Source organism: Erwinia sp. PsM31, assembly GCF_030433775.1.
Lineage (GTDB): Bacteria > Pseudomonadota > Gammaproteobacteria > Enterobacterales > Enterobacteriaceae > Erwinia > Erwinia aeris.
In genome coordinates, this window is sequence record NZ_JARUWZ010000007.1 from 24,232 (window position 1) to 41,500 (window position 17,269).

The window sequence follows — 17,269 nt, forward strand, 5'->3', positions numbered from 1 at the left end:
CATAAAAAAACGGGAGCAAATTTTGCTCCCGTTTTTTATGCCGTTACGCTTCGCTAAAATGGCTTTTTTCCGGTGGCAGCGGTCGCGATTTGCCTTCGCTGTCAACGGCAACGTAGATAAATACCGCTTCGGTGGTACAGTAGCGCTGGCCAATCGGTTCTGAAGACACCTTCTTAATCCAGACTTCTACGTTAATCGTAATCGAGCTGCTGCCGGTACGAATGCAGCGCGCATAACAGCTGACCACGTCACCTACCGCAACCGGCTTCAGAAAGGTCATGCCGTCAGCCCGCACCGTCACCACGCGGCCGCCCGCGATCTCTTTTGCCAGAATGGCGCCGCCCATATCCATTTGCGACATCAGCCAGCCGCCGAAGATATCGCCGTTGGCGTTAGTATCCGCAGGCATAGCCAGCGTGCGCAGCACCATTTCGCCCTCAGGCTGTCGTTGTTCGTCGCTCATTATCTTGCTTCCGCATAAAAACGCCGTATCCGGCGCTGAATTATTTTTCTTCCTGCGGCATCAGGCGATAGATATAGACGCCGCTGAGCAGGGTGAAGAGCAGAGTCAGGCCGGTCAGGCCAAACACTTTAAAGTTAACCCAGAAATCCTGCGGTAGCCAAAAGGCGACGTAGATATTGGCCAGGCCACAGGCCAGAAAGAATATCGCCCAGGCCACGTTCAGCCTGCGCCACGCGGCCTGCGGTAACGTCAGCTCTTTACCCAACATGCTCTGGATCAGCGTCTGTTTCATCCAGAACTGGCTGTAGAGCAGCGCGGCAGAGAACAGCGTGTAGATAACCGTGACTTTCCATTTAATAAATTCGTCATTATGAAAAACCAGCGTCAGCGTGCCGAAAACGGCGACCAGCACAAAAGTGACGATGGTCATCTTCTCCAGCCTGCGATAAAGCAGCCAGCTGGCTACCAGCGCCAGCGCGGTGGCGACGATCAGCGCGCCCGAGGCGACGAAAATATCGTAGAGCTTATAAAAAACGAAAAAGACCACGAGAGGAAGAAAATCGAGTAACTGCTTCATAAGGGCTTCCGGTTATCAGATCAACACATCGGCTGCGCGCCGGTGAAGCGCGCAGCGACTGATTAACGTAACAGCATATACAGGCGGCTGAGGTAAATGATCAGCAGCGCCGAAACGAGATTGCTTAGCGCGTTCAGCAGCACCGAGGTGACGTTGGCCGGCAGCACGGTCAGCGACGAGGCCATCAGCAGCACCAGCACCTTCGCCAGCAGCCAGCCCAGGATAGCGGGCGCCACCACCTTAACATGTCCCCACACCAGCCGAGTGCTGGCGCGCATCGCGGCGAAAATGCCGACTTTTTCCGCCGTCATGATCATCGGCGACAGCGACAGGATGATAGCGAAAATAATGCCGGGCACCATCAACGCCATAAAGCCGAGCTGAATAATCAGCGTCATAAAAAACACCAGCGGCAGCAGTCGCAGCAGCATCGGCGCGGAAGCGCCCATGGCGCGCAGGGCGCTGACGCGCTCGCCGGCGGTAACCATAGGGATCAGGCAGAGCATCGCGCCCAGCAGCAGCGTATTGCCGACCAGCGAGGCAAGCGTACCCGCAGCGGAAGCGTGCAGCAGCAGCTGCTGCTGTTCTGGCGTCATGGTACGGATCCACTCCATCAGGCTCATTGAGCCGCTGTTGCCATCCGCCAGCCCGGAAATATCAGGCGTCAGCGCATGGCCGATCAGTACCGTAATAAAAGAGGTTAACAGCGCGATCAGTACGATGGTAACAAACTGATGGCGAAAGAAATTTCCCGTGTCACGGTATAACGAAGCCGCCGTGAATGACATGTACACTCCTTGAGAGCCGAATTTAGCGATCCGGCGATTGTACATGGTCTTAAGCCAACCTGGCACCCTGGCTTACACAACTTTCGCTTTGGCGATTTCTCGTGCCGTCTGACGTACACCGCCTGCACGCTTCATATAACACTATCTGGCCAATAAACCCGCATCAGATCACTTTTTAACTTAATTTTTCTTTATGAAATAAAGGTGGTTTTGATCCAGATCAATTTTTAGTGGATTTGCCGTTTATTGTGTTTCTGTGAGGGTGAGCTTTCTGAAAATAAAGATAAAATCAGCGCATTAAAAATAAGGGTGACAATTTGCGCTTTTTTCTATGTACACAGGAGTGATTATGAAAATTTCAGTATTGGCCTTGCTGGTCGCGGCCTGCGCGCCGGTAGCCGCTTCGGCACATCAGGCCGGCGATTTCTTTATGCGTGCGGGTTCCGCGACCGTGCGTCCAACCGGCGGCTCGGATAACGTCCTGGGACTGGGCGAATTCGACATCAACAACAATACCCAGCTGGGCCTGACGTTTACCTATATGCTGACCGATCATGTCGGCGTTGAGCTGCTGGGCGCCACGCCGTTCCGTCACAAGGTCGGGCTGGCCTCTACCGGCACGCTGGCTACCGTGCATCAGCTGCCGCCAACGCTGATGGCGCAGTGGTATTTCATGGATAACAACAGCAAGCTGCAGCCCTATGCCGGTATCGGCGTGAACTACACCATGTTTTATGACACCGATTTTAACCAGACCGGCCGCGATGCGGGCCTGAGCAACCTGAGCGTAAAAAACAGCTGGGGCGTGGCGGGCCAGGTCGGCCTGGACTATCAGCTAACGCCGCAGTGGATGCTGAACGCCTCGCTGTGGTACATGGATATTAATACCAAAGTGCGCTTTGACGCGGCGGGCGCAGGCCGCCAGAGTATCGACACTCATATCAACCCGTTCGTGTTCTTCTTTGGCGCGGGTTACCGCTTCTGATCGCCGCCGTCAGACAGCAAAAAGGCGCATACGCTGCGCCTTTTGTCGATCCTGTTACGCCCGAAAAGCGTTATTTGATCTGCATATTATTTACTACGGACTTCACGCCTTTCACGCTGCGGGTCACCTGCACGGCACGGCTGGCCATCTGGGCCGAGCTGACGAAACCGCTGAGCTGTACGCGGCCCTTAAAGGTTTCCACGTTGATTTCACGGGACTTCAGCGCTTCATCGTTCAGCAGCTGCGTTTTAACTTTGGTGGTGATGACGGTGTCGTCAATATAGCCGCCTGTGCCTTCCTGCTTTGCCGTTGGCGCGCAGGCGCTAACTGAAACAGCCACAACGGCTGCGATAACCATACCCGTCAACATTTTAAACAGCTTCATGGTAAATCTCCCTGTTATTTCCGAATGGCCTGGGCCGTGATTACAGATTCGCTCTGTAAAAGAAGCGTAGACCTGGGCGGCGAATTTTCCACAAAACAGCGCAAAAAGAGCGTGTTACTTGTTTACGGGGCGGTAAAGCTGCTGCCTGAGGCTACGCGGCTGGCCTGCTCTCGATCGGGCGGGCGTAACGGCTCAGCAATCACGACTGAGCCGCAAAAATAATAAAAGTACAGGAGGGGCAAAGCCCTGCCAGAGCGACAGGGCGGACGGTTAGCGCGTGGCGGCCTTCAGCTTCGCGACAAAAGCTTCCAGCTCGGCCAGCATCGTGGCCGGTTCATTGTGATGACGCTCGATGATTTTGACGATAGCGGAGCCGGAAATCGCACCCGCTGCGCCAGCGGCAAGCGCTTCCTTCACCTGAGACGGTTCAGAAATCCCGAAGCCCTGTAGCGGCGGCGCGGCGTGGTATTCGGTCAGCTTGTCCACCAGATGATGCAACGACTGGCTGACGCCACGGCTTTCCGTGCCGGTTACGCCCGCGCGGGAAAGCAGATAGGTATAGCCGCGCCCGTGTGAAGCGATCTCGCGCAGCAGATCGTCGCTGGCGTTCGGCGGGCAAATAAAGATCGGCGCAACATTATGCCGCATTGCCGACTGGCGGAACGGCGCGGACTCTTCGACCGGCACGTCTGCAATCAGCACGGAATCCACGCCCGCCTGCTGGCAGCGCGCATAAAAGTTGTCGATGCCGTTGGCGAAGACCAGGTTAGCGTACATCAGCAGCCCGATCGGGATGGTCGGATGCTTCTGGCGGACGGCGGCCAGCAGCTCAAAGCAGTGGCTGGGCGTCACGCCGGCGGCAAAGGCGCGCAGCGTGGCGTTCTGGATGGTCGGGCCGTCGGCCAGCGGATCGGAGAAGGGGATCCCCAGCTCCAGCGCGTCGGCGCCGCCCGCGATCAGCGCATCGATAATTTGCAGCGACAGCTCGGGCGTGGGATCGCCCAGGGTGACGAAAGGCACAAAGGCGCCTTCCTTACGCGCGTTCAGCCGCTGAAAAAGCTGGTCATAACGTTCCATCAGATCTCTCCCTTCGCTGTCAGAATCTCGTGCACGGTGAAAATATCTTTATCGCCGCGGCCGGACAGGTTCACCACCAGCAGCTGCTCTTTTTCCGGCGCTTCACGCATCATTTTCAGGGCGTGAGCCAGCGCGTGGGAAGACTCCAGCGCGGGAATAATGCCTTCGCTGCGGCAAAGGGTTTTAAACGCGTCCAGCGCTTCGTCATCGGTAATGGAAACGTAGTCGGCGCGGCCGATGCTGTTCAGATGCGCGTGCTGCGGCCCCACGGAAGGGAAATCCAGACCGGCGGAAATCGAATAGGACTCCTCAATCTGACCCTCTTCCGTCTGCATCATCGGCGCTTTCATGCCGAAATAGATGCCGACGCGGCCATGCTTCAGCGGCGCGCCGTGCTCGCCGGTTTCAATACCGTGACCGGCAGGCTCCACGCCAATCAGCCCGACGGAAGCCTCATCGATAAAGTCCGCGAACATGCCGATAGCGTTGGAGCCGCCGCCCACGCAGGCGATAATCGCATCCGGCAGGCGACCTTCCTGCTCCTGGATCTGCACTTTAGTTTCTTCACCGATCATGCGCTGGAATTCGCGCACTATAGTCGGGAAAGGATGCGGGCCCGCCGCCGTGCCTAACATATAGTGGGCGTTTTCATAGCTGCCCGACCAGTCACGCAGCGCCTCGTTACAGGCATCTTTCAGCGTGGCGGAGCCGCTGTGCACTGGGATCACCTCTGCGCCCATCAGCTTCATGCGGAACACGTTGGGCGACTGGCGCTCGATATCCTTGGCGCCCATATAGATGCGGCACTTCAGACCCAGCAGGGCGCTGGCGAGCGCCGAAGCGACGCCGTGCTGGCCCGCGCCGGTTTCCGCGATAATTTCGGTTTTGCCCATGCGCTTCGCCAGCAGCGCCTGGCCCAGCACCTGATTGGTTTTGTGCGCGCCGCCGTGCAGCAGATCTTCACGCTTCAGGTAAAGACGGGTTTTGGTGCCTTTGGTCAGGTTCTTACACAGCGTCAGCGCAGTGGGGCGACCGGCGTAATTTTTCAGCAGGCCGACGAATTCCGCCTGAAACTCAGGATCGCGCTGGGCGCTGACAAAGGCCTCTTCCAGCTGTTGCAGCGCGGGCATCAGGATCTGCGGCACGTACATACCGCCGAACTCGCCAAACCAGGGATTTAATAAAGTCATTTCGCTTCCTTATTCGCAGTTGCGCCGCCGTAGCGACGCCAGACGGTCAGTAGGCTCTCAGCGTTTGAAACACCGAGGCGATTTTGTCCGCATCCTTCAGGCCGGGTGCACTTTCGACGCCGGAGTTAAAATCCAGGCCGGCGCAGCCAAGCCGGGCGGCGCTGACGCAGTTGTCGGCGCCCAGGCCGCCCGCCAGCAGCACGTTATCCAGCTTTTCGCCTTCCAGCAGTGCCCAGTCGAAACGGTTGCCGGTGCCGCCGCTGCCGTTGTCAAAGACGTAGCGATCGACGTGCGGCCAGTCGCGGGCAGGCAGCGCGGAACGAATGCTGAACGCCTTCCAGATTTTTACCTCATCCGGCAGCTGACGGCGTAGCTCGGCGACAAAATCCCGATCTTCATCACCATGCAGCTGTACGGCAGAAAGGCCCAGCTCGCGGCTGATAGTGACAACGTCACTAAGGGAGTTGTTACGGAACACGCCGACGTATTTCAGCGCGCCGCCCGCCATCACTGTTTTCGACTGCTCCGGCGTCACTTTGCGTGGCGAGCCTTCGGCGAAAATCAGGCCGCCGTAGACCGCCCCGGCTTCCAGCGCGCTCCGCGCATCCCCGGCGCGGGTCAGGCCGCACACTTTGTTATCGCCAATAATGACCCGACGCACGGCGGCGGAAAGATCCGCCTCCGACATCAGGGCGGAGCCGATTAAAAAGCCGTTGGCGAAGTGGCTCAGCTCGCGAACCTGAGCATAGTTATTGATGCCTGATTCGCTGATCACCGTTACGCCATGGGCAACTTTAGGCGCAAGACGACGCGTGCGGTCGAGATCGATAGAGAGATCGCGCAGGTCGCGGTTATTGATGCCAACCACTTTGGCGCCCAGCGCGGTGGCGCGCGCCAGCTCTTCGTCGCTGATCACCTCAGTCAGTACGCCCATATTCAGGCTGTGCGCCACGGCGGCCAGCTGGCGATACTGCTCGTCATTCACTACGGAAAGCATCAGCAGGATCGCGTCTGCCTGGTAGTAGCGCGCCAGATAAATTTGATACGGATCAATAATAAAATCTTTGCACAGCACGGGCTGGGTAATGGCGGCGCTGACCACCGGCAGAAAATCGAAGCTGCCCTGGAAATATTTTTCGTCGGTCAGTACCGAAACGGCCGAAGCGTGATCTTTATAAACGCCCGCAATGGCGGCCGGATCGAAATCTTCCCGGATCACGCCTTTTGAGGGCGAGGCCTTTTTGCATTCCAGAATAAAAACGGTTCTGGCGCCTGACAGCGCATGATAAAAGCTGCGGGTCGCCGGTTCGATCTCGTTCTGAAACGAGGCCAGCGGCTGGCGCTGCTGGCGCTCGGCCAGCCAAATCGCCTTATCCTGCACAATTTTGTTCAGTACGGTTTCCATATTATCCTCTTGCTGCCAGCGCGACCACGCGCTCATAGGCCTGGCCGCTGCGGATCGCTTTCAGCGCCTTTTGCGCATTTTCCCGTAAGTCTTCCTGGCCGAAAATCTTCAGCAGCAGCGCGACGTTAACGGCCACGGCCTCTTCGTGCGCCTGCTCGCCTTTACCCTGGAGCAATCGCGTCAGAATGTCACGGTTTTCTTCCGGCGAGCCGCCCGCCAGCGCCTCCTGGGGATGATAGCTCAGGCCAAAATCTTCTGGCGTCAGCTGATAGCTGGTGATTTCGCCGTCACGCAGCTCCGCCACCTGCGTCGTGCTGTGCAACGCCACTTCGTCCATGCCGCCGCCGTGCACCACCGCCGCGCGCTGATAGCCCAGCACTTTCAGCGTCTGGGCAATCGGCAGCACCAGCTCCGGGCTGTAAACGCCGATCACCGCCAGCGGCGGCCGCGCCGGGTTGATTAGCGGGCCAAGCACGTTGAACAGCGTGCGGGTCTTCAGCTGCTGGCGCACCGGCATCGCGTGGCGGAACCCGGTATGGTACTGCGGCGCAAACAGGAAGCAGACGTTAAGATCGTCCAGCGCCTGGCGCGCCTGTTCGGCTGGCATAGCCAGATTGATGCCGAATGCTGCCAGCAGATCGGAAGATCCGGATTTGCTGGAGACGCTGCGGTTGCCATGTTTTGCCACCTTCAGCCCGCAGGCCGCCGCCACAAAGGCGCTGGCGGTAGAAATATTGATGCTGTTGCTGCCGTCGCCGCCGGTGCCAACGATATCGGCAAAGGCGTACTCCGGGCGCGGAAAGGGTTTGGCGTCCGCCAGCAGCGCCGTGGCGGCCCCGGCGATCTCTTCAGGCCGTTCGCCGCGGATCTTCATGGCGATCAGCGCGCCGGCCAGCTGGGTTGGCTCCAGCTGTCCGGTGACAATGGCGGAGAACAGCTGGTGGCTCTCGTCGCGGGTCAGGGTCTGCGCCTGGTACAGTTTTTCCAGTATTGCGTTCATCATGCTCTCCTTATTTCGCCAGCGCCCAGGCCAGGGTCTGCTCCAGCAGGCGTGCGCCCTGACTGGTCAGAATCGATTCCGGGTGAAACTGGAAACCGCAGACGCGGTCGGCGTCGTGACGCACCGCCATCACCATGCCGTTAAAAGTCGCGTTAATTGTTAGCTCAATCGGTACGTTGCTGCCGACCAGCGAGTGGTAGCGTGCCACGGGCAGCGGATTGCTCAGCCCGGCGAACATGGCCGACTCGTCATGGGCGATGGCTGAGGCTTTACCGTGCAGGATCTCGCCCGCCTGGCCGACGTGGCCGCCGTAGGCTTCCACAATTGCCTGATGGCCCAGGCAGATCCCGATAATCGGCAGCTGTCCGCGCAGGCGCCGCAGCAGTTCCGGCATACAGCCCGCATCGGACGGCGCGCCAGGGCCTGGCGACAGCAGCAGCACCGGATTGTCCATCTCCTGCAAACGGGCGATCAGCGTGTCGGCAGGCACGTTATTGCGGTAGATCACTACGTTATGACCGAAAGCGCGCACCTGGTCGACGAGGTTCCAGGTAAAAGAGTCGATATTGTCGAGCAGCAGAATATCAGCCATCAGAAAATCTCCTTGCAATGATGGGCAGTGGCGATGGCGCGCAGCACCGCGCGGGCTTTATTGCGGCTCTCATCGGCTTCCGCCTGCGGGTTGGAATCCAGCACCACGCCCGCGCCGGCCTGAACGGTAGCGACGCCGTCCTCGACGTAGGCTGAGCGGATCACGATGCAGGTATCCAGATCGCCGCTGGCGGTAAAGTAGCCGACCGCGCCGCCGTAGCTGCCGCGCCGGGTGCCTTCCGCCTCGGCGATCAGGCGCATGGCGCGAACTTTCGGCGCGCCGCTCAGCGTGCCCATATTCATACAGGCGCGGTAGGCATGCAGCACATCCAGATCCTCACGCAGTTTGCCTACCACGCGGGAAACCAGGTGCATCACAAAAGAGTAGCGGTCGACCTTGGTTAAATCGGCCACGTAGCGGCTGCCCGGCTCGCAGATGCGCGCCAGATCGTTACGCGCCAGGTCGACCAGCATCAGGTGCTCGGCCAGTTCTTTATGGTCGGTACGCATTTCCAGCTCGATACGGCTGTCGAGATCGCGATCCAGCGAGCCGTCGGCATGACGACCGCGCGGGCGGGTTCCGGCAATCGGATAAATTTCGATCTGGCGGCTGTCGGCCGAATACTTCAGCGAGCTTTCCGGCGAGGCGCCGAACAGGCTGAAATCCTGATCCTGCATAAAAAACATATAGGGGCTGGGGTTGCTGTTCTTCAGCGTGTCGTAGGCGGCCAGCGGCGACGGGCAGGGCAGCGAGAAGCGGCGCGACGGCACCACCTGGAAGATTTCGCCGCTGCGGATGGCTTCCTGCATCTTGCGCACCACGGCGCAATACTCTTCGTCGTTCTGGCTGACGGCAAGCGACATTGTCTCCAGCGGCTGCACCGGAATAGCGGACGCGGGCTGCAGCATCTGGCCGTGCAGCTGTTCGATACGGCGCTGCAGGCGTAAAAATTCGCCGGGCGCTGCCGTAAACAGGCTGGCCTGTAAGCGTGCGCTCTGGCTCTGATGGTCGATCACCAGTAACGTTTCGGCCAGATAAAAGCAGTAATCGGGACAGCGCTGGTCGTTGTCCAGCGCGGGCAGATCTTCAAATCCTGCCACCAGGTCGTAAGCGAACAGGCCGCCAAGCAGCATCGCCTCGCGCTCGTCCGCCGGGCTTTTCAGCAAATGCGGGATCAGGCGCAGCGCGTCGAACACCGACAGCGTCTTCAGACGGGAATCCTCATCCTGCACCGCATTATCCTGCGGAAAACGCAGCTCGCGGCCGTCGGGACGTACGGTATTGATAACCGACTCCGGCAGCGCGGCATCCAGCAGCGGCAGCAGCGCGCGGCCATTCTCCGACAGCGCCTGGACGGTAACGGTATCGTCCAGCGCCTTAATGCGCAGCGCGCTGTCGATAATCAGCAGGCTTTTCAGGTTGCGTTTGCTGTCAATGTCCGCCGACTCCAGCAGCAGCGTAGCGGGACGCGCGCCGCAGAGCTGGTGGAAGAGCGCGGCCGGATCCTCACGGTAGGGCGCGGCGCCGGTAATCAACTTCACTGTAGTTTGCGTTTGCATAAGGTCAGTTCTCAAATTTGGCTAAAAAAAAGGCCCGCTTGCGGCGGGCCTGGGTAGCGTTACAGCGACAGCTGCGTGCACGACTTCTCCGCCCGTTCAGGAAGAAGTACGCCACCAGCCGTTCGTTGTCATTGTGTTTTTCATTTTTCGCTACCTTGTGTGTGAACTTGCGTACTAGTTAACTGGTTCGTGGCGGAAATGTCAATACTCTTTTTCTCTTGCCCGCAATTGCGGGTATCATGCAGCGACCTTTTTAGCGCTTTCCGGAGTCGTTTTGTCTGCAACCCCGCTTAATCCCTGGCCCATCTACGATTTACACAGCCATACCCGCGCCTCTGACGGCCTGTTAACGCCTGAAGAACTGGTGCTCAGAGCCGTGGAGCAACGCGTCGGCGTCCTTGCTATCACCGATCACGATTCGGTTGACGGCGTGCAGCCTGCCCGCGAAGCCATCGCCAGACACCAGCTGCCGCTGCGGCTGATAGCGGGCGTCGAAGTTTCTTCGCTATGGGAAAATCACGAAATTCATATTGTCGGACTGGGCGTGGAAGAAGAGCATCCCGTGCTGAAGCAGTTTCTGCAGGCACAGAGCGATCGTCGAATGGTTCGCGCGCAGCTGATAGCTGAACGGCTGGAGAAAGCGCGCATTCCCGGTGCGCTGGAAGGCGCGCTGGCGCTGGCCGACGGCGGCGCGATCACCCGAGGCCATTTTGCCCGCTTCTTAATTGCGCAGGGCAAGGCCGATAATATGGCGCAGGTCTTTAAAAATTACCTGGCGCGCGGCAAAACCGGCTACGTGCCGCCACAGTGGTGTACAATTAAACAAGCCATTGATGCTATTCATCATTCTGGCGGGCGTGCCGTGTTGGCTCATCCGGGCCGCTACGGCCTTTCCGCAAAATGGTTGAAGCGTTTAATCGCCCACTTTAAAGAAGAAGGGGGGGATGCAATGGAGGTCGCACAGTGCCAGCAGGCGCCCAACGAGCGCACGCAGCTGGCGCGTTACGCGCAGGACTACCAGCTGGCCGCGTCGCAGGGATCTGATTTCCATCAGCCCTGTCCGTGGATAGAGCTGGGAAAAAAATTATGGCTTCCGGCCGGTGTGGAAGCCGTCTGGCTGCGCTTTCCTGAAATTTGATCCTGTTCGCCCGTCGCGCGACAGGCATGAGGTCGATTATGAGTCAGTTCTTTTATATACACCCGGAAAACCCCCAGCCCCGGCTGATCAAACAGGCCGTAGAGCTGCTGCATAAAGGGTCGGTCATCGTTTATCCTACGGACTCGGGCTATGCGCTGGGCTGCAGGCTGGAAGATAAAAACGCGATGGAGCGCATCTGTCGCATCAGGCAGCTGGACAGCGACCATAACTTTACGCTGGTCTGCCGCGATCTTTCAGAGCTGTCTACCTATGCGTACGTGGACAATACCGCGTTTCGCCTGATTAAAAATAATACGCCAGGCAACTACACGTTTATTTTGAAGGCGACCAAAGAGGTGCCGCGCCGTCTGATGAGCGATAAGCGTAAGACGATTGGTCTGCGTGTGCCTTCCAATCCGGTGGCGCTGGCGCTGCTGGAGGCGCTGAACGAACCCTTGATGTCCACTTCGCTGATGCTGCCGGGCAACGATTTTACCGAATCCGATCCGGAAGCGATTCAGGAGACGATCGGCAAGCAGGTTGATTTAATTATTCACGGCGGCTATCTGGGACAGCAACCTACTACGGTTATCGATTTAACCGAAAGTACGCCGCAGGTCGTGCGCGAAGGCGCAGGCGACGTTAAACCTTTTCTCTGAATAATATCAGGCTCGTCAAAAAGGCGAGCCTTAATAAATAAACATAGATAATTACTTTTCAGATATTAATACGCGAGCATATTATTCTCACGACGTTGTTTTTTGCAGCCAGTCTTTAAAGTCCGCATAAGGAATATAAAGTGACACATCTTTCAACGGTCCGCTACCGGCCTTATGCCTCTTAATCTGATTGGTAAAACCGACTATCACGCCGCCGATTGTATCATCGCCGTTATAGACCGCGCCGCCCGACATGCCTTTCACCACGCCCGCATTGGAAGCCATCGCTACGCAGGGACGTTTATTCCATTCGTTGCGAATACCGGTCCGCGCCAGGTTAACGCCGGAAGATTCCACCGGCATGGCGGTAATAAAGCTGTAGCCGTACATTTTTACCGGCGCGCCAATTTCACCCTGGCGGAATTTTGGCAGGGTTTTCATGTCGTTTTTATGATAGATAATCGCCAGGTCGCAGTAAGGATGATAAGCCTTAACGCGCTGTACGGAGAGTTTAGCCACGTGAGCGGCAGTCAGGCTGTACTCGGGCGTAATCGGAATGCTGGTACCCAGCGAGCCTACGCCCAGCACGGTAGGAATGCCGGTAAAGTTCATATCGACACGTTTCAGTGCTTCTCTGCTGTACTCATATTTACCTACAGAGCAGCCGGTCAGCGTCAGCAAAGCCAACGCCGCGAGGGGCATTATTCTTTTCATAATAGTTACACTTTGTCGGACACGTCAGTAAATCCCTGGTGAAGATTGACGACGTGCAAGGCCGATGCCGATTGAAATCGGCGTTATACAGGGAGTCGTGCTCCCCTCTGTTTTTTAACTGACGTTTACTGCAAAATAATTTACGACTTAACTAAAATTTTTATTGTGACTGTTTAACAGTTCACTGTGCAGGCTCTTTTTGGCCTGAGTGAATTCTACACAAACTAATTAGTGGATCAAATAAATAAACAGCCGAAAATAATTAAAACCGCAATTACGATGAATTAACTCAATCTAAAATGGCGATAAGCTATTTGTTTGGAGATGGCTTTAGTATTTGCGTTGGTCATTTGTGTTAAGTCAGCTTTAATCACTGACCTGGCGTAAAAAAGTGGTTTTAACATCGGAGAAACATTTTGCTTAATGGATTCACCTTCTGCTGAGGCGGCTATTTGGGTTTAATCAGGGTGAAATTCAGGCGCGGCGCAGTATCGGCAGAAAATACATTAACTTTAATTTAACTTAAAATAACTAAATATATATCAACAAGGCGATAACATTTGCCTTAAATAACGCGGCGCGGCCCGGCGTTAAATTGGCTTAGGGCGACCGCTTTGGTAAGCGCAGGGAATGAGTGACCGTCCGTCGATAGCGGGCGACGCTGCCGCTTTTCAGGATGGCGCATCTTTTCCCTGGCAAACGGCCCGGTAGCGTTATCAATAGCCGATAACTTAGTGTAGAATGCGCTTCCCCTGAAAATGGGGCGGGCGTCGCGTGCATTCAGCCACAAAAAGCCCCGCCTCCTGAGTAACGGCCCATTCATTTTATGACGCCTGGGAAGGCGACAAAGAGGCAGCGCCATGAGCGAAAAATTACAGAAAGTCTTAGCGCGCGCCGGGCATGGTTCCCGCCGCGAAATTGAAACCATGATTTCTGCCGGACGCGTTAGCGTGGACGGCAAAATGGCCACGCTGGGCGACCGCGTAGAGCCGAGTAAAGCATTAAAAATCCGTATCGACGGCCATCTGGTTTCGGTAGCGGAATCCACTAATGAAGTTTGCCGCGTGCTGGCCTATTACAAACCGGAAGGCGAACTCTGCACCCGTAACGATCCCGAAGGCCGTCCTACCGTATTCGACCGTTTACCCAAGCTGCGTGGCGCACGCTGGATCGCCGTAGGGCGTCTGGACGTTAACACCTGCGGCCTGCTGCTGTTCACAACGGATGGCGAGCTGGCTAACCGTTTGATGCACCCAAGCCGGGAAGTGGAAAGGGAATACGCCGTACGCGTGTTTGGGCAGGTCGATGACGATAAGCTGAAGCAGCTGAGCCGTGGCGTACAGCTGGAAGATGGCCCGGCGTCGTTTAAAACGCTGAAGTTTACCGGCGGCGAAGGCATCAACCAGTGGTATAGCGTTACGCTGACCGAAGGCCGCAACCGCGAAGTGCGTCGCCTGTGGGAATCGGTAGGCGTGCAGGTCAGCCGTCTGATCCGTACCCGCTACGGCGACATCACGCTGCCGAAAGGGCTGCCGCGCGGCGGCTGGACGGAGCTGGATCTGCCGCCGACCAACTATCTGCGCGAGCTGGTTGGGCTGCCGCCGGAAACCACCAGCAAAGTGGCGTTGGAAAAAGATCGTCGCCGTACCAAGGCCAATCAGATCCGTCGCGCCGTCAAGCGCCACACTCAGGTCAGCGGCAACCGCCGTACGACCAGCAAGCGTTAACAGAAAAGGGCGAAGCGATTCGCCCTTTTTTTTGGCCTGTTACCAGTCGATACCCTGCTGCGCCTGGATCCCCGCATCAAAAGCGTGTTTAACCGGACGCATTTCGGTTACGGTATCCGCCAGCGCCAGCAAATCGCGATGACAGCCCCGGCCGGTAATGATAACGCTCTGCTGAGGCGGACGGGCGCGCAGCGCCGCCATGACCTCTTCCAGCGGCAGATAGTCAAAGCTCACCATATAGGTCAGCTCATCCATCACCACCAGATCCAGCGACGCATCCTGCAACATCCGTTTGCCGTGCTGCCAGACTTCAAGGCAGGCGGCGGTATCAGTTTCGCGGTTCTGCGTATCCCAGGTGAAGCCGGTGGCCATCACCTGAAACTCCACGCCGTGCGGCTCCAGCAAATTGCGTTCGCCGTTTGGCCATTCGCCCTTAATAAACTGAATGACGCCCACGCGCTTTTGATGGCCCACCGCACGGGCGGCAGTGCCGAAAGCGGCCGTGGTCTTGCCTTTGCCGTTACCGGTAAACACCATCAGAATGCCGCGCGTTTCGGTCGCGGCGGCAATGCGCGCGTCAACTTTTTCCTTCAGCTTTTGTTGACGCTGCTGGTGGCGATCGTCGGCCATTATTCCGCTGCTCCCGGTTTGCGTCCTGGCTGCGCATCGAAGCTGACGCCGCTTTCCGTGCAGTCATCGCCCATCACGTAAAGGTAAGTGGGCATAATATCCGCCGGGGTTTTCAGCTTGCCTGCGTTCTCCTGCGGGAAGGCGCTGGCGCGCATTTTGGTGCGTGTGCCGCCGGGGTTAATGCAGTTGACGCGCAGCTGGCCGCGATACTCTTCAGCCAGCACCTGCATCATGCCTTCGGTGGCGAATTTAGAGACGGAGTAGGCGCCCCAGCCCGCGCGTCCCTGGCGGCCCACGCTGGAAGAGGTAAACACCAGCGAGCCGGCCTGTGACTTCAGCAGCAGCGGCAGCAGCGCCTGAGTCAGGAAGAAAGTGGCGTCAACGTTTACGCGCATCACCTGCTGCCAGACGGCGGGATCCTGCTCGGTCATGGGCACCACGTCGCCCAGCAGGCCCGCGTTATGCAGCACGCCGTCCAGCCTGGAGACATGACGGGAAATTTCATCGGCCAGCTGACGGCACGCTTCGGGCGTGGCGCTGTCCAAATCCAGCGTAAAGAAAAGCGGCGAAGGCTTGCCGACAGCGGCGATTTCATCCGCCACGCTTTGCAGCTTCTGCGCGTTGCGTCCCAGCAAAATAACCTGCGCGCCATAGCGAGCGTAGGTGACAGCAGCCTCGCGGCCAATGCCGTCGCTGGCGCCGGTAACAAGAATAATACGATCGTTGAGCAATTGACTGGCAGGTTGATAATTCATTGATGCGCCTCTGGTGATGCTTAGTGCGGAAGGGAAACAGGGTAACGCCGCTAATCCATTGACCGCAACAGTAAACCGCCCGAATGCCTGGTCTCTGCGCAGCGCTATCTTTGCGTACTCAACGGATCCGGGCGACGACGGGCAGCGACTCGGCTACACTAGCTGCTGATCTAATTGGATGTTAAATAAGGCGGAATGCGTGGAACTACTCTCTTACTACGGACTTTTTCTGGCCAAGACGGTCACGGTGGTCGTGGCGATCGCGGCCATTGCTATTTTGATTACGCATCTGGCCATGCGTAAACGCGCTCAGGGCGGCCAGCTGCGCCTGACGCGGCTGAATGAGGCGTATCAGGAGATAAAGGATGAAATGCGCCTGGCGAGCATGAAGCCGCATGACAAAAAACGCTGGTATAAAGAGCAGAAAAAAAAGGACAAGCTGGAGGCGAAAACCGCTAAAGCCGAGGCGAAACAAGGTATTAAGCCAGCCGAAAGCAAACCCACGCTGTACGTGATGGATTTTAAAGGCAGCATGGACGCGCACGAGGTCGCCTCGCTGCGTGAAGAGATCTCGGCGGTTATGGCCGTCGCCAGACCGCAGGATGAAGTGCTGCTGCGTCTGGAAAGTCCGGGTGGCGTGGTGCACGGCTACGGGCTGGCCTCTTCCCAGCTTCAGCGGCTGCGCGATAAGAACATCCGTTTGACCGTGGCGGTGGATAAGGTAGCGGCGAGCGGCGGCTATATGATGGCCTGCGTGGCCGATCGCATCGTGGCTGCACCGTTTTCTATCATTGGCTCGATCGGCGTGGTTGCCCAGATCCCTAACTTCAACCGCCTGCTGAAGCGCAATGAAATTGACGTAGAGCTGCATACGGCCGGAGAGTACAAGCGCACGCTGACGCTGTTTGGCGAAAACACCGAGCAGGGCCGCGAAAAATTCCGCGAGGATCTCAACGAGACGCATCAGCTGTTTAAAGAGTTTGTGCATCAGATGCGTCCGACGCTGGACATCGACAGCGTGGCGACGGGCGAACACTGGTTCGGCACCCAGGCGCTGGAAAAAGGCCTGGTTGACGCTATCGGCACCAGCGACGATCTGATTATCGACCAGATGCAGGCGCGGGAAGTGGTTGCGGTGCACTACGTGAAGCGCAAAAAAATGATGGATCGCTTTACGCAAAGCGCCAGCGTCAGCGTCGAACGCCTGCTGCTGCGCCTGTGGCAGCGTGGCGAGAAGCCGCTGCTGTAGTCCTGTTAGCGCCTGCCTGGCGGGCGCTATTCCTGCAAGTGATAAAGCGGCGACAGCTCCGTGGCCAGAAACTTAAAAACGTTAAACACCACCGTGCTTTTACTGCCGGGCAAGCCTTGCTCGTCCAGAAAATAGTCGCCGCAAAAAACCAGCACGTCGCCTTTCTGCTCCACGTCGGTGGCGCTCAGTCCGGGAAAAAAATCCTTGTGCTCCGCGATGAGCTCGTTCGCCTTTTGCAGGAGTGCGGATTTATCAATAGCCTGGGTATGCTTCACAGAATTCTCTCCTTTATAGAGACGGCAGATGAGCAGTATATTACGCCGCGCTGCCGCAAAAACTCAATGCCGATGGGCGCTTGCCTGCCCGCACGCTTTTT

At 57.5% G+C, this 17,269-nt stretch carries 17 protein-coding genes and 1 pseudogene; 5 read left to right on the forward strand and 13 right to left on the reverse strand.

The window, feature by feature from the left end:
• Positions 1 to 43: 43 nt before the first annotated feature.
• The 3 genes from yciA to QCD69_RS07910 form a co-directional block, all read right to left on the reverse strand.
• Entirely contained in the window at positions 44 to 463 is a 420-nt protein-coding gene (gene yciA / locus QCD69_RS07900; RefSeq protein ID WP_253453803.1) for an acyl-CoA thioester hydrolase YciA, read from the reverse strand.
• Between the two features lie 40 nt (positions 464 to 503).
• Positions 504 to 1,040, reverse strand: coding sequence for a septation protein A (locus QCD69_RS07905; protein WP_253453805.1), 537 nt, complete (start codon positions 1,038 to 1,040; stop codon positions 504 to 506).
• 62 nt (positions 1,041 to 1,102) lie between these two features.
• The gene (locus QCD69_RS07910) at positions 1,103 to 1,828 is read right to left on the reverse strand and encodes a YciC family protein (RefSeq protein WP_253453807.1); all 726 of its coding nucleotides are present in this window, start codon (positions 1,826 to 1,828) and stop codon (positions 1,103 to 1,105) included.
• A gap of 349 nt (positions 1,829 to 2,177) precedes the next feature.
• Here QCD69_RS07910 and ompW point away from each other — a divergent pair, with 349 nt between their 5' ends.
• Positions 2,178 to 2,813 carry an outer membrane protein OmpW gene (ompW, locus tag QCD69_RS07915; RefSeq protein WP_253453809.1) on the forward strand — a complete coding sequence of 212 codons (636 nt, stop codon included), beginning with the start codon at positions 2,178 to 2,180 and terminating at the stop codon, positions 2,811 to 2,813.
• A gap of 70 nt (positions 2,814 to 2,883) precedes the next feature.
• On the opposite strand, the gene QCD69_RS07920 is transcribed toward ompW, so the two are convergent.
• The 6 genes and pseudogenes from QCD69_RS07920 to QCD69_RS07945 all read right to left on the reverse strand — a co-directional run bounded on the left by QCD69_RS07920 (position 2,884) and on the right by QCD69_RS07945 (position 10,021).
• Complete coding sequence (locus QCD69_RS07920) at positions 2,884 to 3,198, reverse strand: BON domain-containing protein (protein WP_125287728.1); 315 nt, start codon at positions 3,196 to 3,198, stop codon at positions 2,884 to 2,886.
• A 270-nt stretch (positions 3,199 to 3,468) separates the two neighbouring features.
• Entirely contained in the window at positions 3,469 to 4,275 is an 807-nt protein-coding gene (gene trpA, locus QCD69_RS07925; RefSeq protein WP_253453811.1) for a tryptophan synthase subunit alpha, read from the reverse strand.
• Positions 4,275 to 5,465, reverse strand: coding sequence for a tryptophan synthase subunit beta (trpB, locus tag QCD69_RS07930; RefSeq protein WP_301251632.1), 1,191 nt, complete (start codon positions 5,463 to 5,465; stop codon positions 4,275 to 4,277). The genes trpA and trpB overlap by 1 nt, the downstream gene beginning before the upstream one ends.
• Positions 5,466 to 5,511: 46 nt before the next feature.
• Positions 5,512 to 6,870 carry a bifunctional indole-3-glycerol-phosphate synthase TrpC/phosphoribosylanthranilate isomerase TrpF gene (gene trpCF / locus QCD69_RS07935; RefSeq protein ID WP_301251634.1) on the reverse strand — a complete coding sequence of 453 codons (1,359 nt, stop codon included), beginning with the start codon at positions 6,868 to 6,870 and terminating at the stop codon, positions 5,512 to 5,514.
• Between the two features lies 1 nt (position 6,871).
• Positions 6,872 to 8,462 (reverse strand): annotated as a pseudogene (gene trpD, locus QCD69_RS07940) (bifunctional anthranilate synthase glutamate amidotransferase component TrpG/anthranilate phosphoribosyltransferase TrpD).
• A complete protein-coding gene (locus tag QCD69_RS07945) occupies positions 8,462 to 10,021 on the reverse strand; it encodes an anthranilate synthase component 1 (protein ID WP_301251636.1) in 1,560 nt (519 codons plus the stop codon). The pseudogene trpD and the gene QCD69_RS07945 overlap by 1 nt, the downstream one beginning before the upstream one ends.
• 274 nt (positions 10,022 to 10,295) lie before the next feature.
• Between QCD69_RS07945 and rnm the strand changes: the two genes are divergently transcribed.
• Positions 10,296 to 11,159, forward strand: a complete 864-nt coding sequence (rnm, locus tag QCD69_RS07950; protein ID WP_301251638.1) for an RNase RNM — start codon at positions 10,296 to 10,298, stop codon at positions 11,157 to 11,159.
• Positions 11,160 to 11,197: 38 nt separating this feature from the next.
• Positions 11,198 to 11,818, forward strand: coding sequence for an L-threonylcarbamoyladenylate synthase (locus tag QCD69_RS07955; RefSeq protein WP_253453820.1), 621 nt, complete (start codon positions 11,198 to 11,200; stop codon positions 11,816 to 11,818).
• Between the two features lie 87 nt (positions 11,819 to 11,905).
• Here QCD69_RS07955 and QCD69_RS07960 read toward each other — a convergent pair whose 3' ends face one another.
• Positions 11,906 to 12,532: a serine protease gene (locus QCD69_RS07960; RefSeq protein ID WP_301251639.1), complete on the reverse strand. Its 627-nt coding sequence runs from the start codon at positions 12,530 to 12,532 to the stop codon at positions 11,906 to 11,908.
• Between the two features lie 860 nt (positions 12,533 to 13,392).
• Between QCD69_RS07960 and rluB the strand changes: the two genes are divergently transcribed.
• The gene (gene rluB, locus QCD69_RS07965) at positions 13,393 to 14,259 is read left to right on the forward strand and encodes a 23S rRNA pseudouridine(2605) synthase RluB (RefSeq protein ID WP_253453824.1); all 867 of its coding nucleotides are present in this window, start codon (positions 13,393 to 13,395) and stop codon (positions 14,257 to 14,259) included.
• Positions 14,260 to 14,298: 39 nt separating this feature from the next.
• Here the strand turns inward: rluB and cobO are convergent, their stop codons facing one another.
• Entirely contained in the window at positions 14,299 to 14,889 is a 591-nt protein-coding gene (cobO, locus tag QCD69_RS07970; RefSeq protein ID WP_253453826.1) for a cob(I)yrinic acid a,c-diamide adenosyltransferase, read from the reverse strand.
• The gene (locus QCD69_RS07975; protein WP_301251640.1) at positions 14,889 to 15,644 is read right to left on the reverse strand and encodes a YciK family oxidoreductase; all 756 of its coding nucleotides are present in this window, start codon (positions 15,642 to 15,644) and stop codon (positions 14,889 to 14,891) included. The genes cobO and QCD69_RS07975 overlap by 1 nt, the downstream gene beginning before the upstream one ends.
• 199 nt (positions 15,645 to 15,843) lie before the next feature.
• Between QCD69_RS07975 and sohB the strand changes: the two genes are divergently transcribed.
• Positions 15,844 to 16,893 (forward strand): protease SohB, encoded by a 1,050-nt coding sequence (gene sohB / locus QCD69_RS07980; RefSeq protein WP_125287716.1) that lies wholly within the window; start codon positions 15,844 to 15,846, stop codon positions 16,891 to 16,893.
• Between the two features lie 26 nt (positions 16,894 to 16,919).
• Here the strand turns inward: sohB and QCD69_RS07985 are convergent, their stop codons facing one another.
• A complete protein-coding gene (locus QCD69_RS07985) occupies positions 16,920 to 17,168 on the reverse strand; it encodes a DUF2498 family protein (RefSeq protein ID WP_253453830.1) in 249 nt (82 codons plus the stop codon).
• Between the last annotated feature and the right edge of the window lie 101 nt (positions 17,169 to 17,269).

What these genes read in the sequence shown, in the direction of transcription:
- trpB (WP_301251632.1), bottom strand. Translation starts at nt 5,465, where the DNA reads ATGACTTTATTAAATCCCTGGTTTGGCGAGTTCGGCGGTATGTACGTG.
- QCD69_RS07960 (WP_301251639.1), bottom strand. Translation starts at nt 12,532, where the DNA reads ATGAAAAGAATAATGCCCCTCGCGGCGTTGGCTTTGCTGACGCTGACC.
- trpA (WP_253453811.1), bottom strand. Translation starts at nt 4,275, where the DNA reads ATGGAACGTTATGACCAGCTTTTTCAGCGGCTGAACGCGCGTAAGGAA.
- trpCF (WP_301251634.1), bottom strand. Translation starts at nt 6,870, where the DNA reads ATGGAAACCGTACTGAACAAAATTGTGCAGGATAAGGCGATTTGGCTG.
- ompW (WP_253453809.1), top strand. Translation starts at nt 2,178, where the DNA reads ATGAAAATTTCAGTATTGGCCTTGCTGGTCGCGGCCTGCGCGCCGGTA.
- QCD69_RS07910 (WP_253453807.1), bottom strand. Translation starts at nt 1,828, where the DNA reads ATGTCATTCACGGCGGCTTCGTTATACCGTGACACGGGAAATTTCTTT.
- QCD69_RS07975 (WP_301251640.1), bottom strand. Translation starts at nt 15,644, where the DNA reads ATGAATTATCAACCTGCCAGTCAATTGCTCAACGATCGTATTATTCTT.
- QCD69_RS07945 (WP_301251636.1), bottom strand. Translation starts at nt 10,021, where the DNA reads ATGCAAACGCAAACTACAGTGAAGTTGATTACCGGCGCCGCGCCCTAC.
- QCD69_RS07955 (WP_253453820.1), top strand. Translation starts at nt 11,198, where the DNA reads ATGAGTCAGTTCTTTTATATACACCCGGAAAACCCCCAGCCCCGGCTG.
- rluB (WP_253453824.1), top strand. Translation starts at nt 13,393, where the DNA reads ATGAGCGAAAAATTACAGAAAGTCTTAGCGCGCGCCGGGCATGGTTCC.
- QCD69_RS07920 (WP_125287728.1), bottom strand. Translation starts at nt 3,198, where the DNA reads ATGAAGCTGTTTAAAATGTTGACGGGTATGGTTATCGCAGCCGTTGTG.
- QCD69_RS07905 (WP_253453805.1), bottom strand. Translation starts at nt 1,040, where the DNA reads ATGAAGCAGTTACTCGATTTTCTTCCTCTCGTGGTCTTTTTCGTTTTT.
- yciA (WP_253453803.1), bottom strand. Translation starts at nt 463, where the DNA reads ATGAGCGACGAACAACGACAGCCTGAGGGCGAAATGGTGCTGCGCACG.
- cobO (WP_253453826.1), bottom strand. Translation starts at nt 14,889, where the DNA reads ATGGCCGACGATCGCCACCAGCAGCGTCAACAAAAGCTGAAGGAAAAA.